This is a genomic window from Slackia exigua ATCC 700122 (genome assembly GCF_000162875.1).
GTDB lineage: Bacteria > Actinomycetota > Coriobacteriia > Coriobacteriales > Eggerthellaceae > Slackia > Slackia exigua.
Genome location: NZ_GG700630.1, coordinates 1,019,551 through 1,033,205 on the forward strand (window position 1 = coordinate 1,019,551; position 13,655 = coordinate 1,033,205).

The 13,655-nt window shown below is 59.5% G+C and carries 11 protein-coding genes and 1 pseudogene; 7 read left to right on the forward strand and 5 right to left on the reverse strand.

What is annotated here, in order from left to right:
• Positions 1-47 precede the first annotated feature (47 nt).
• The 3 genes and pseudogenes from HMPREF0762_RS09480 to HMPREF0762_RS04460 form a co-directional block, all read right to left on the reverse strand.
• Positions 48-113: pseudogene (locus tag HMPREF0762_RS09480) on the reverse strand (4Fe-4S binding protein); the annotation flags it as partial.
• A gap of 37 nt (positions 114-150) precedes the next feature.
• Positions 151-2,331 carry a formate dehydrogenase subunit alpha gene (gene fdhF, locus HMPREF0762_RS04455; RefSeq protein ID WP_006362278.1) on the reverse strand — a complete coding sequence of 727 codons (2,181 nt, stop codon included), beginning with the start codon at positions 2,329-2,331 and terminating at the stop codon, positions 151-153.
• Between the two features lie 13 nt (positions 2,332-2,344).
• Positions 2,345-2,968, reverse strand: coding sequence for a 4Fe-4S dicluster domain-containing protein (locus HMPREF0762_RS04460; protein ID WP_006362279.1), 624 nt, complete (start codon positions 2,966-2,968; stop codon positions 2,345-2,347).
• A 347-nt stretch (positions 2,969-3,315) separates the two neighbouring features.
• On the opposite strand from HMPREF0762_RS04460, the gene HMPREF0762_RS04465 reads away from it, so the two are divergent.
• The 3 genes from HMPREF0762_RS04465 to HMPREF0762_RS04475 all read left to right on the forward strand — a co-directional run bounded on the left by HMPREF0762_RS04465 (position 3,316) and on the right by HMPREF0762_RS04475 (position 4,723).
• Positions 3,316-3,603, forward strand: a complete 288-nt coding sequence (locus HMPREF0762_RS04465) for a type II toxin-antitoxin system RelB/DinJ family antitoxin (RefSeq protein ID WP_009077170.1) — start codon at positions 3,316-3,318, stop codon at positions 3,601-3,603.
• Positions 3,584-3,952, forward strand: a complete 369-nt coding sequence (locus HMPREF0762_RS04470) for a PIN domain-containing protein (protein ID WP_006362282.1) — start codon at positions 3,584-3,586, stop codon at positions 3,950-3,952. Before HMPREF0762_RS04465 ends, HMPREF0762_RS04470 begins: the two co-directional genes overlap by 20 nt.
• A gap of 111 nt (positions 3,953-4,063) precedes the next feature.
• Entirely contained in the window at positions 4,064-4,723 is a 660-nt protein-coding gene (locus HMPREF0762_RS04475; protein WP_006362283.1) for a DUF4230 domain-containing protein, read from the forward strand.
• Positions 4,724-4,937: 214 nt separating this feature from the next.
• Here HMPREF0762_RS04475 and HMPREF0762_RS04480 read toward each other — a convergent pair whose 3' ends face one another.
• On the reverse strand, positions 4,938-6,422 hold the full coding sequence (locus HMPREF0762_RS04480) for an aldehyde dehydrogenase family protein (RefSeq protein ID WP_006362284.1): 1,485 nt from the start codon (positions 6,420-6,422) through the stop codon (positions 4,938-4,940).
• A gap of 100 nt (positions 6,423-6,522) precedes the next feature.
• On the opposite strand from HMPREF0762_RS04480, the gene pdxR reads away from it, so the two are divergent.
• The 4 genes from pdxR (at position 6,523) to HMPREF0762_RS04500 (ending at position 9,424) form a co-directional block, all read left to right on the forward strand.
• Positions 6,523-7,947, forward strand: coding sequence for a MocR-like pyridoxine biosynthesis transcription factor PdxR (gene pdxR / locus HMPREF0762_RS04485; RefSeq protein WP_006362285.1), 1,425 nt, complete (start codon positions 6,523-6,525; stop codon positions 7,945-7,947).
• 152 nt (positions 7,948-8,099) lie between these two features.
• Positions 8,100-8,303, forward strand: a complete 204-nt coding sequence (locus tag HMPREF0762_RS04490) for a DUF1858 domain-containing protein (protein WP_006362286.1) — start codon at positions 8,100-8,102, stop codon at positions 8,301-8,303.
• Entirely contained in the window at positions 8,300-8,878 is a 579-nt protein-coding gene (locus HMPREF0762_RS04495) for a hypothetical protein (RefSeq protein ID WP_006362287.1), read from the forward strand. The genes HMPREF0762_RS04490 and HMPREF0762_RS04495 overlap by 4 nt, the downstream gene beginning before the upstream one ends.
• Positions 8,879-8,881: 3 nt before the next feature.
• Positions 8,882-9,424, forward strand: a complete 543-nt coding sequence (locus HMPREF0762_RS04500; RefSeq protein WP_006362288.1) for a hemerythrin domain-containing protein — start codon at positions 8,882-8,884, stop codon at positions 9,422-9,424.
• A 205-nt stretch (positions 9,425-9,629) separates the two neighbouring features.
• Here the strand turns inward: HMPREF0762_RS04500 and HMPREF0762_RS04505 are convergent, their stop codons facing one another.
• Entirely contained in the window at positions 9,630-13,442 is a 3,813-nt protein-coding gene (locus HMPREF0762_RS04505) for a Spy0128 family protein (RefSeq protein WP_006362290.1), read from the reverse strand.
• Positions 13,443-13,655 lie beyond the last annotated feature (213 nt).

The window sequence follows — 13,655 nt, forward strand, 5'->3', positions numbered from 1 at the left end:
GCCAGACGGGGGGCCGCTTGCAGCCCGGCCTTCTGATGGCCTTCGCTGCAAGCAGCCTGACACGTTCCACAGCCTATGCATCGATATGTATTTATAACGATGTAGCCATTCATGTCGTTCCTCTTTATGTCGTTACCGTCCCGGATCGGATCAGACCAGCGCTTCGGTAGGGGCGACGTCCTGCGCGGAGGCCTCGCCCGCCAGCCAGTCCTTCATGTCCGTGTAGAGCTTCTGCGCATAGCGCTCGGCCCAGACCTGGTCTTCGATCTGCTCGACCTGGCATGCGCTGTGCTTGTCCTCGGGCGTGCCGGACAGCGGGTCGGTCACGTGCATCGTGAGCTGGTTGCACTTGCCGATCCACCACTGGTAGGTCATGTAGACGGCACCCTTGTTGATGCGCTCGTTGAGGTTGGCGCGGGTGATGACCTTGCCGCGGCGGGACTTCACGAACACGAGATCGTCCTGCGCGATGCCGCGGGCCTCGGCGTCTGCCGGGTTGATGTTGACGAAGCCGGGCTCGTCGGCGAGAAGCGAGAGGACCTTGCAGTTGCCCGTCATGGAACGGCAGCTGTAGTGACCGACCTCGCGAACGGTGCAGAGAACCAGCGGATACTCGTCGTCAGGCAGCTCGGTGGGAACCACGAAGTCGGCGGCGATCAGGCGGGCCTTGCCGTCGGGCTTGTTGAACTTGCCGCCCTTGAACAGGGTCGGGGTGCCCGGGCACTCCAGCGTCGGGATAGGCCACTGCGCGTGCCCCACGCCTTCCATCTTCTCGTAGGTCGCACCGTAGAACGACGGGCAGTTCTCGCGGACTTCGTCCCAGATCTCCTTGGTGTTCTCGTAGTGCATCGGATAGCCCATGCGCGTGGAGAGCTCGCTGAAGATCTGCCAATCGTGCTTGCACTCGCCCTTCGGAGGAACGGCGGCCGTGAAGCGCTGGAACGTACGGTCGGAGGCGCTGAAGACGCCGTCGTGCTCGCCCCAGGAGGTGCCGGGGAAGACGACGTCGGCGTATGCCGTGGTCTGCGTCATGAAGATGTCCTGGCTGATCACGAAGTCGCAGTTCTGCAGGGTTTCCTTCATGTCGGCGGAATCGGGCTCGGTCTGCAGCGGATCTTCGCCGAAGTTGTAGAACGCGTGGATCTTGCCTTCCTTCACGCCGTGGGGCAGATCGGTCAGCTTGAAGCCGGGCTCGAGGGAGAGCTTCTCCTCGGGAACGCCCCAGGACTTGGCGAACTTGGCGCGGATCGCAGGATCGTCGACCTTCTGGTAGCCCGGATAGAGCGTGGGCCACATGCCCATGTCGCAGCTGCCCTGAACGTTGTTCTGGCCACGGACGGGGGCGAGGCCGGCGGCATCGCGGCCGATCTGGTTGGCGATGCAGGCGACGGCGGCGATCTGATGGACGGTCTTGACGCCCTGGCGCTGCTGGGTGACGCCCATGCCCCAGCCGATGATGGAGTTCGGGGAGGTGGCGTACATGCGGACGGCCTTGCGGAAGGTCTCGGGGTCGATGCCCGTGATGTCCTGAACGGATTCCGGCGTGTACTTCTTGATGGTTTCCCACCATTCGTCGTATCCCACGGTATGGGCTTCGATGAAGTCGCGGTCTTCCAAGCCCTCGTTGATGATGACGTTCGCGAAGGCGTTCATGAAGGCAAGATTGCAGCCGTTCTTGATCGGCATGTAGATGTCGGCGATGCGGGCGGTCTCGATGAGGCGCGGGTCGGCGACGATGATCTTGGCGCCCTTCTCCTTCGCCTTGACGATGCGGCGGGCGACGATGGGATGGGAGGCACTGGGGTTGTAGCCGAACAGGAAGACGCAGTCGGCGTTTTCCATATTGGGAATCGAGACGCTCATGGCGCCGGAGCCAACGGCATCGATCAGGCCGATGACCGAGGGGCCATGGCAGGTGCGCGCGCAGTTGTCGATGTTATTGGTGCCCACGCATGCACGGGTGAACTTCTGCATCACGTAGTTGGCTTCGTTGCCCGGACCGCGTGAAGAGCCCGTCAGCATGATGGAATCGGGACCGTACTTGGCCTTGATCTCCATAAGGTGCTTGGCGGTGAAATCGAGTGCTTCGTCCCAGCTCACGCGCTCGAGCTCGGCGCCCTTGCGGCGACGGATCATCGGGTGCAGGATGCGGGGCGTCAGGATCTTGGTGTCGTTGATGAAGTCGTATCCGCTCATGCCCTTGAGGCACAGCTCGCCTTCATTGGTGACGCCGTTAAGGCCTTCGGCGCCAACGACCCGGCCGTTTTCGACCAGAAGGTTGAGCTTGCAGCCGGCTCCGCAATATGGACATACGGCCATATGCTTTTCCATGGTATTCCCCCTTTTAAACGAGCGCGTACACGGTGGAGTCCATCATGGACTCGTACGACTCTGCGGCAACGCGGCGGCGTTTGAGAGCCATATCCTTCAAATCGTCCTGATCGACGAGACGCAGGCCGTTGGTCGGGCATGCCCTCACGCACCGCGGGCCTTCGGGCTCGTCGGCGCACAGATCGCATTTGATGACCTTCGCGACCGTCTTGTCCGCGAGAATCAGATCGCCGAACATGACCGGCTCGAGACGCGAAACCACGTCGCATGCGCCATACGGGCATGCCATGACGCAGCTGCGGCAGCCGATGCAGCGTTCCATGCTCACCGCGACGCGATCGCCGTCGTAGTACAGCGCGCCCTGAGGACAGGCGTTGACGCAGGGCGCGTCCACGCAGTGATGACAGGCGATGGGTGCAGACACCCGGATGGTTTCGACCAGATTCAGTCGCGGAACAGCAGCGTCCCCCGTTACGTCGTGCTTCTCGATGCAGGCCGCCATGCAGGTCTTGCAACCGATGCATAGCCTTGGATCCGCAACAACACATTTGCTGCTCATCTTTTCCCCCAATTTAGTCTTCGTGTAGCTTTCTTCCACCTCTTGAAGGGGCGTTTCGATTGCGTTTTCTTCCTTCACCTCCTTGATTTATTCATATTTGATATGTCCCTAAAGACCTTTCATATAGTGAAAAGGACTTTTACACGAAGTGAACCATTTATGAATATCTACCCATTACGGGTTTTTGTCAAAGCGGTATTTGCAGGCATTTTTCGAGGTATATTGACAATATATTATTCTTAAGATGATATAATGTATCACGTTCGTGTTTATTTCTTACAGAATGCGTTGTATTTGAAGATGTGTAGTACGTATCATATTCGTGATACAATCTTGAAAAACATACCGTTTTCACCTTGTTGTTTGCATTTTTGGAAGAAATAAAGTATCGCCGTTTCGGAAAAACCGATCGAAGGAGGATGCGCATGAGTCGGGATTCGGTCGTCCACGTCAGAATCGATGCGGATCAAAAGGAAGAGGCCGAAAAAATTTTCAAGAATCTGGGCACAAGCCTGTCGGAGGCGATCCGCATTTTCATAGCCGAATCCATCAAGCAGCACGGCCTCCCCTTCCGACCGACCTATAGCGCAGGAAAGGGAGGCATGGAAGCGCAAGGCATCCTCAAGGCATACGGAAGCGACATCGATCGCGAGGCGGAACGCGAATCATGGATCAGGTCATTGGGGGCGAAGCATGAAACTTTTAATCGATGAGAGCATCATCCTGCGCTACCTGCTTGCCGACAATAAGCGCGGATACCACCGCGCGTGCGAGGCCATAGCGACGGGCGAAGCGTACACATATCCCGAAATCTACGCACGCGTGGCCATCATCCTGCGCGACGTCTACGGCGTTCCCCGTTCACAGATCGGATACGCCCTGATCACCCTTATGAACGACATCACCCTGATCGAAGCGCCCATCGTGGAATACGCGACGCGCCTGTTCGGGTCGAGCCTGCTCGACTACGTGGACTGCCTGCTGATCGCCCGCAACGCGGTCATGAAGCAGAACGTCATGACCTACGACAAGCCCCTGCTCTCCCGGATGCTGGCGCTCTAGGAAAACCGGCGCCATCCGTGCAAACGTTGCGCCCGTAGAGTAGAGTATGCTGACTGCATTGAAATTACTGCAGCGCAGAATCTGTATGAAATAAAGGGGAGAGACGACGTCGTGAAAAACGAAGGATCGAATAACGCCTCGGGATTCGGCGTTTTCTCGAAAATCAAATTGATAGCGACGAGCCTGATTGTCGGTCTTGCTCTTGGAGCAACGGGAATTCTGCTCTTCAATGCCCACAACGTGGATGAAGAAAGTCAAGATCTCGAGGCTTCTGCGGTCTTCGAGCGAATCATCCAGCAGAATACGATGATCACGGCATCGCAGCGATATCAAATAGTCGATAAAGTGAGCGACGAAAATGAAATCCTCGGGTCCATTAAAGTTCCCTTCACGGAAAACAGCTTCTGGTATCGATTTGCCGGAACGATACAGGCCGGCGTCGATCTCGACAAGGCCGCATTTGATTCTGACGGCAAAAATATCACCGTTACACTACCGCTTCCCTATATTGTCTCGAATACACCGGACCGGGAGAAAATGGGAATACTCGAAGAGCATAACAACATCCTTAATCCCATCCACGTAGAAGATGTCGATGCATTCCAAAAGAAATGCATCGAAATGAGCCGAAAAGAAGCTATCGACGACGGTCTGCTCAAAGAGGCTCGCGTCAATGCGGAAAAGAACATAACCGGCATGTTCGTCGCAGCATTGGGAGATGAATACACTGTCTCGTTCAATTGGCAGGAAAATCCTAAGAACGCTTCGTAGACGACAGGAACGATAGATATGAAACACAAGTTCACAGCCATCATTGTTATCATCATCATTCTCATCGTCGCGTTCATCTACATCAACAACGGGATACTATCCTGGGAGTAGTCCGAACGCCGCACGAAAAGCCAGACAAGGCGCCGCCCCTCTGCAGAAGCAGGGGCAGCGCCTTGTTCTCTCTATAAGAAGCGACCGTCCGGAAGAAGCGGGCCTACTTCTCGGGATAGAACCCGGAGACCCCCTGGTTCAGATTGATCATGATGTTCTTGGTCTGCGTGTACGCCTGGAGGATCGATTTATGCGTCTCGCGGCCGATGCCGGATTCCTTATAGCCGCCGAACGGAGCGCCCGCCGGAATCTGGTTGTAGGTGTTCACCCACATGCGCCCGGTCTCCACGTTGCGGGCCACGCGCAGCGCACGATCGATGTTCTTGGTCCAGACGCCGCCGCCCAGTCCGTAATCCGAGTCGTTCGCCATGGCGATGACCTCTTCCTCGGTCTTGAACTTCACGACCACCGCGACCGGCCCGAAGATTTCCTCGCGGGCGCAGCGCATGCCGTTGTTCGCATCCACGATGAGCGTCGGCTTGAAGAAGGTCCCGTTCGCGCATTCCCCTTCCGTATAGGCCTCGCCGCCGCACAGGATCTGGGCGCCCTCTTCGCGGGCGATGTCGATATAGGCCTTGACCTTCTTGGCCTGAGCCGCATTGACCTGAGCGCCGAGCTGCGTCTCGGGATCGAGGGGATCGCCGATCCTCACCTTATCGAACTGCTCGACGGCCGCCTCGACGAACCGATCGTAGATGCCCTCCTGCACGAACACGCGAGAACCGGCGCAGCATACCTGGCCCTGGTTGAACAGGATGCCCAGCTGCAGGCCGTCGATCGCCTGCTGAAGGTCGCAGTCGTCGAAGAAGATGTTCGCGCTCTTGCCGCCGAGCTCGAGCGTGGCGGGAATCAGCTTCTTGGCGGCGGCCTTCGCGACGGAGAGGCCGACCTCGGTGGAGCCGGTGAAGGCGAGCTTGCGGAAACCGCGATGATCGAGCATGTACTGTCCCGACTTCGAGCCGCGCCCGGTGATGACGTTTACGACGCCTGCGGGAAGCAGATCGCCGATGAGCTCGATCAGCACGAGCAGCGAAAGAGGCGTGGACGACGAGGACTTGATGACGACGCAGTCGCCGGCTGCGAGCGCGGGCGCGAGCTTCCAAGCGCTCATCAGGAACGGGAAGTTCCAGGGCACGATCTGCCCGACGACGCCGATGGGCTCGCGCAGGATCAGGCTCAGGAAGCCGCCGTCGAGCACAGAGGCCGATCCTTCTTCGGAGCGGAGGACGCCCGCGAAATACCGGAAATGATCGGCGCTGAACGGGACGTCGATGGCGCTCGTCTCGCGAATGGGCTTGCCGTTGTCGAGCGTTTCGACGCGGGCAAGGAGCTCGGCGTTCTCGTCGATGACATCGGCGATCTTCAGCAGGATGTTCGCGCGTTCGATAGGCTCGACCGCTTTCCATGCGGGAAACGCGGCCCACGCCGCCTTAACCGCGGCATCGACGTCTTCCTGCGTGGCATCGGCGCACGTGGCGAGCACCTCGCCGGTCGCAGGATTCTTCGTCTGGAACGTGCCTCCGTCGGATGCGGGCACGAACGCGCCGTTGATATACAGTCCATACGATTCTTTGAGTTCCATGGTCATCGGTATTCCTTCCGTTGTTCGTAGGTGACGAATCGGAGTGTATGGATAGAATGGTGCTATCAAAAGAACCAGATATTGAAAAAGAAATGGAACCAGTTGCATGATCGCCTACGACCTGTCCGCACGCGGGCGCACATCGCTCTACGCGTTCCTCTACGAACGAATCCGCGACGACATCATCGCCGGCACGCTGGCCGCAGGGGAAAAGCTCCCCTCCAAGCGTGCGCTCGCGCAGAACCTGGGCGTCGGCGTGAATACCATAGCCCTTGCATACGGCCAGCTCGTTGCCGAAGGCTTCGTTCAAGCGCAAGAGAAGCGGGGGTACTTCGTGGCGGACGTGCGCGACATCGCCCCGGTCAGCTCGCACCGGCCCGAACGGCTTCCCGTCGAAGAGGACGAACCCGGCTGCGTCATGGACTTCCGCGCCAATCGCCTGAACCTCGATAGCTTTCCCATCGATCTCTGGAATCGCTGCATGCGCAAGGCGATGCTGGACGGCGGAACGCGCCTCTATCAGACCGTTCCGTATGCGGGGCTGCCCGAGCTGCGCAATGCCATCGCCGAATACCTGCATCGGAGCCGCGGCATGCATGTGAGTCCCGCGTGCATCGTTATCGGGGCCGGAACGGAATACCTGCTCATGAGGCTCTTCGCGCTGTTCGGAGACAATGTGGGCTTCGGCATCGAAAGCACGGGGTTCAAGAAGCTCATCCTCGGAGCCTCAAAATTCCATGCGCGCGCCGTCATCGTGCCCCCGAAACCTTCCGACGACCTCTTCGACATAGGCGACGACCTCGATATGGATCGCCTGCGCGGAACCGATGCGCGGCTCATGTACGTTTCGCCCGCGAATCGCTTCCCCACGGGACGCGTGATGCCCGCCTCAACGCGTTCGGACGTGCTGCGCTGGGCCTATGAGAAACCCGGCCGCTACGTCGTCGAAGACGACTACGACAGCGAGTTCCGCTATGCAGGGCGGTTGACGCTCCCGCTTTTCGCCGAGGACGGGCGCGACCGCGTCATCTACCTCAACACGTTTTCGAAGACGATGGTGCCTTCGCTGCGCATCGGCTACATGGTGCTTCCGCCCGAACTGATGGATGCCTACCGCGACCAGCAGGGATTCTATTCGTGCACGGTATCGAGCTTCGAACAGTTCGCGCTGGCGGAATTCATCGATTCGGGCGCCTTCGAGCGGCATATGAACCGCATGCGCAACTTCTACCGCAAGAAAAGGAAGGCGCTGCTGAAGGCGCTTCGGGAAAGCCCGCTCGCACGCAGGTCGACGATCGAGGAGTACGCGGCGGGAACGCACTTCCTCCTCAGAGTGCGAACCGACCTCAAGCGAACGGACATCACGCAGAAGGGAGAGCGGCTCGGGCTGCGGATATCGTTCTTCACCGACTACAGCATCTGCGATATCGACATGCCGGGACAGGTCACGCTCGTCGTCAACTACGCCGCCATCGACCCGGGCAGGATAGACGATGTCGTCGATCGGCTGTGCCAGGTGTTCGAATCGTAGGAGCATACCGGATCCGGCATGCTCCATAGGCATTTCTTCATTTGTTGTTTTAACAACGTACCTCTGAGGACCTTCGGCCCATAGTGGCCCTCGACGCACGAAAGCATCCAGCCCGGCGCGGATGCAGGGAAGAAGGAAGAAAGAGGTATCTCATGAACGGCAGCGCCTATACCGGAGACATGCTGGTCGGCGAAATCATTCGCCGCGATCCCCGAAATATCGCCATCCTCGAAAGCGCCGGCATGGGCTGCGTGGGCTGCCCGGCATCGCAGAGCGAATCGCTCGATGACGCCTGCATGGTGCACGGCATGAACGCCGCCGAGGTGCTGGACATGTTGAACGGGAGCAACGCATGAGCGCGACGTTGGGACCCATCCATTACCGCATGTACGGAAAGGCCCAGGCGGTCGACGCGCTCGCGCGGCGCATCGCCGCATTTTCCGATGAACTGGGCTGGACGGCTGGCGCCGAAGCGCGTCTGGATGCGAGGCATCCTCGCCTCGAGGGCGACTTGACCGGTCATATCGACGTGACCGACATCCATGGCAGCCTGAACGCGCTCGTCGGCAACGCCGAGGCGGCGCTCGCCTGCGCGTGCGAACCCGTCCCCGACCATGTGGAAGAGACTTTGGAATTCGTGAAGGAACTGGGAGCGGCAAACGGACGCGGCTCGATCTTGCCCGACGCATCCCTGCAGGATGCGTGGACGGCCGTCGATGCGCACTGGCTGGACGGCATGCCGTGCGATCGCTTCGTCACCCTGCACGGCAGCTCTCCTGAAGCCATTTCCTGGACCATCCGACTGGAACCCCATCCAGCCGCCTGCTACGAGCAGATCCGCCGCGCATGGACGGCCGGATTCCTGAGCGCCGCACGCATCGCGCTCGAGGCATCCGGAGATGGTTCCTACCGTATCGCCAAGGAGGCATAGGCCATGGCTGTGAATCTTGATGAATTCGAGAACCTGCCCGACACCGCCGGCATGGACATCATCGACGCGATGCTGGCCGAACACGATCGCATCCTGGAAGAGGCGGACGACTTCGAGCGCATGTGCCTCGCGCTCATGACGACCGATGCGTTCGACCTCGCCTCATATCTACGCAAAGTCAGGTTCATCCGCGCGTATGCGGACGCTTCGCACCATAAGAAAGAAGAAGACGTCCTGTATTCCTACATGGTGGCCAACCTCGGCCGCATCGCAGAGAACCTCATCCAGCACGGCATGCTGGTCGAACACGACGCAGGACGCATGGCCACCTCGAAGATCGAGCAGGCCGCCCAGGACTACGCCGTCGACCCCACCGACGAGCATAAACTCGAGCTTCTTTCGTGGTCGATGGAGTACGTGCATCTGATCAGGCGTCATGTTCAGAAAGAAAACGACGTGGTGTATCCGTTCGCCCGCAGGAGCCTTTCGGCCGAGGTGCTCGCCGATCTGTCTTCCCAGGCGAACGCCTACGATCCGCAGGGATAGCCGGATGCGCGCACGAGCGCACAGCGGCTGAAGCCCGCTCGGGATGCGCTCGGAACGCACATGCTCCATACGTAGAAAGCAGGTCCAGAAGGCCTGCTTTCTACGTATATGCCCCGCATCCCTGAACCGACTCCCGTTTCTTAGACACGAAAATGGGAGTCGGTTCACTCAGACGGGGTGATTGCGCTTTCTGCCCCTCGGAGCGCTATGCCATACGGCGCTTCATTTCCGCTCCGGCCAAGGCGGCACCTGCGCTCAAGCTCGCAAGAACCACGAGGACGTACGGCAGCGTGCCATCGCCCGTGCGCGGCAGAGCCTTCGCCGCAGGCGCATCCGACGTCTTGGATATCGCAGCAGAGTCGCCGGCAGGCGTCGATGAGGCCGAGGGCTTCTGGGGCTTCGTCTGCTCCGTCGGATTCGCCGGGTTCGTCGGGTTCGTCGGATGCCCCGGATCGGCAGGCTTGGGATACACGTTGGTGAACACCGCACCGACGGCATCGCCCTGGGCGCCCAGATCGACAACCGTGGTCGTGCCGTCGACGGTCTTCGTCATGGACCGTTTCACCTGAAGCTTGCCTTGGCCGTCATCCGTCACTTCGTATGTCAGCGCATATGAGGATCCGTCGTAGGTGCAGGCGGCGCCACCCTTCGTTTCGGTGATCGTGTACGTATAGGTTCCCGGCAGGGTGAATTCGATATCGCCGAATTCGGAGCTGCCCGCGCCTTCGACCGTAATCGTCTTCGTATCGCCGTCGCTGCCCGCAGGCATGGGGAACGACGCGTCGGTGCGTTTCAGCACGAACGAGAAGGTGTCGGGGCTCGAGGGCTTCGGGCCTTCTATCTTCTTCTCCACCGCAGGATCATGCGTGGTCGGCCGAGGAGCATAGGTGTTGGTAATGGTTCCTTCCACCGTGGTGCCGCTGCCCTGGATAGACGCGGAATCCGTCGTGTAATGCGCGATGTCGCCCTCGGTCAGCGTGTAGGCGACGACATTGCCCGCATTCCCCTTGTACTTGGGAAGACCCCGGTACGACACCTCATACGTGCCGTCGCCCTTGTCCTTGACCTGCGGCGCGAAGGTGCTCAGGTCGATGCCCTTGTCGGACGTAAGCGTGAGCGCGGCCGCGAAGGCATCGGGGGTCGGGCGCAGTTTGCCCGCATCGTTGCCGTCGTTCCAAACCTTGGTCAGGAGCACATCGGTTCCTGCGAAGGTCGCCGCATTGGTGGCAAGCGTCAATGTGGAGTGATTGCCTTCGATATCGTAGTCAAGGACGGTATTGAACACGTCGCGCTTGTCATTGCAGGCGGAACCTACCGTGTCGTTCACCGCGTAGGACACGGCGACGTAGCCGCCCTCGTTGGCCTCAAGGGGCCTGGTGGATTCCAGAAGCAGCATATCGGCCTCGGACGGGTCGTCGACCTCGGTGTAATCGCCGGGCTGCGGAGCGTGGTTCACGTCATACGTTTTGCCGGCGTTCAGCTTGAGGTACTTCACCGCATAGTTGGACGAGGCCGAAACCGACGCAAGCTTGAGCGGCAATTCGGTCGATCCTTCGGGCGTGAACGAATCCCCCAGGTTTGCGGCTTTGGACAGCAGCGGAACGAACAGAGATGTGGAGGAGGCCTCGACGCCGGCGTTGTTCCTCACGGCAATGCGGACCGTAGCGGTATCGCCTTTCTGAAGAACGGCGGTGGTGGCCGGCTTGTTCGCTGAGTCGTACGCGAAATCGGTCACGTCGCCGGTCTGTCCGTCCTTCACGGAGAACGTCGAGACGGCGGCGATTTCGGATGCCTGATCGACGGTGATGCCGCGGCCTTCGGACAGAGACACCATCGTCTCGCCGGAGTTCACCTTGTCGCCGAACAGCGCCGTGTACTTATCGGTGTTCCAGTTGCTGCGATCCCATTTCTCGCTCTTGATGACCGCACCGATGTCCTTGAAGTCCTTCGTGGTGAATCCCACGAAGTCGTTGATGTGGTACACGCCCTTCGCAGCGAGCTTGTCGGTGCTGACCGTCATGCTCAGCTTCATGCTCTTGATGGAAAAATCGGGCTGGTACTGGCCGCGCGTTCCATCGCCGATGTCGATGGGGTATTTCCAGACCTTGACTTCGGTGCCGTTCTTGTCGAACGACCCTACGAATTCGGGATCGCCAAGCGTGCCTTCCGTGACGTTCAGATCGCTGTAGGAAAATCCCTCGGGCATGATGACGTAGAGGACAGGCTCCTGCAGAGGATTCCAATCCCAGTTGGCATCGTTGATGACGCCTTGGATCGTGAACGAGTCGCCGCCGTTGATCTGGGTCTTGCTGATGGAGCCCTGTCCGTTGAGCACCTCGGGCGCGCTCGACTTGCCGATGATGGCTTCCCCATCCCCCGGCTCGTCTCCGGTCGTGTAGAGCTTGACCGTGGTCTTCACGTCGGCATCGGTCCCCTGCTTCCAGGATCCGTACACGCCGTTGGAGATGTAGCTCCAGCCGTAGTACTCATCGGTCACATGCTTGTTGGAGGGATTCCAGGTGTCGAGGATGTCCTGCATGGGCTTGATGCCGTCGTAGCCGCCGGGAATGGGTCCCAGATCGACTTTGATGGACGTGATGGATGTATTGATATCGAGCCCCAGCGCCGTATTGGTGATAAGCGCCGAAACGTCGGACTTCTTCAGAATGCTCGGATCGGCGGTGCCGCTCGTGCCGTCGGATGCGGTCCACGAGATGGCGCCGTAGGCCATACCCTCTTTATAGGGAATGGTGACGCCGCGGATGATGGCCGTGTTGCCTTCGTCGATGGTCATCTCGAGGGTCTTCGGCAAGGTAGGAGACGCAAGCTCATTCTTGATGAGATAGGCGCCCAGACGCGTATTGTACGTGTCGTACTTCTTAAGCGCCCAGTTGGGTGCGTAGTCGACGAGCGCATGGGTCGTGATCTTCTCGGGAACCGCGCCGTCGATGACCGTGACCTTCATGGTCGCGCTCTGCGTGCCGGACGTCCTATCGGTATTCGGCACGTCGTTCCAGATGGTCTTCTTGAAGTTCTTCAGCGTGACGTCGAAAGACGAGCCGTTGGGACGCGTGCTGTCGGAAGCGACTTTCAGATGGGGCTTGAAGGTCAGGCCGCCTGAATACGAGCCGGGCTCGTCCCACTCGATGGTGGCGACTTTGCTGTCGCCATCTTCCACGGTGCTCACGACCGTGCCGTTCGTCTTGTAGAGGGCCGTCTCCCCGAGGCCCACGAGCTCGACGTCTTTCGGATAGATGAGCTGAACCGTGGTCTTGCTGCCGGCCTCGGTAAGAGACGCGCCGCTGCCCGAGTTGGACGCCTCGATGGCGCCGGTCGTGCCGCCCTTGGAAATGACCTCGGTCGCTTGGTCAACCCAGAAGCCGTACTTCAGTTCGTCAGCGGGATTGATCGGATAGGAATGCGCATCGACACCGGACGTTTCGTCCGTGCTCAAGCTTACCTTGATGGCATCGGAAATGACCTGGGACGCATCCTGATTTTCGTACGCATCGTCGATGCGGAAGCGGATTTCGGACTTGGTGTCCACGCGAACGAGGCCGCTCTTGGTCATGTATTTGAGATCGCCGTTCCGACTCTTTTCAGAACCTGCCTCGGGATACCCGTATGGAGAGGTTCCCGTGCCCGTCGGCGTCTTCAGGAGCTTGCTGAAGCTCGTGTTCGAAATATCGCCCTCGGTAAACGTCGCGCCGGGAAGGCCCGTGACATAGATGCCGTCGTCCAGGCGGACGTTGAGATACGTCGGGGAGAACTGCAGGCCGGACGGAACCTTGTAGCTCACATCGAGGGCGTAGGTGACACCGGCTTTAAGCGCGGGAACTTCGCCCGCCATCAGGTCGGCGACCTGCGTATGCGATTCGGCTTCCTCTATCGTGACGGAGTCGAACGCGAGGCCGGCGGTATCGTCGGCGTAGGCGACGTGCATGCCGGCGCACATGACGGCGACGAGCACGGCGGGCGCGAAAACGAGCGCCGCCATGGCTTTCTTCAATGAGCCCATATGAATTCCCCTGCTGTTTCCCTGCTGCGTTTCGCGCGGGTGCCGGACGGCAGACGCGCGAGACCGATGGCACGGTTTCATGAATATGAAGCCGCGTTGTTGCAATGCCGCAATATAGACGATTGGTCACGGGATGTCAGCATATTTTCATGAACTGGACGTACGTGGTATAAAAATACCGCACGAGAGGCCGTGTTACGCGAAGGTCGTCTT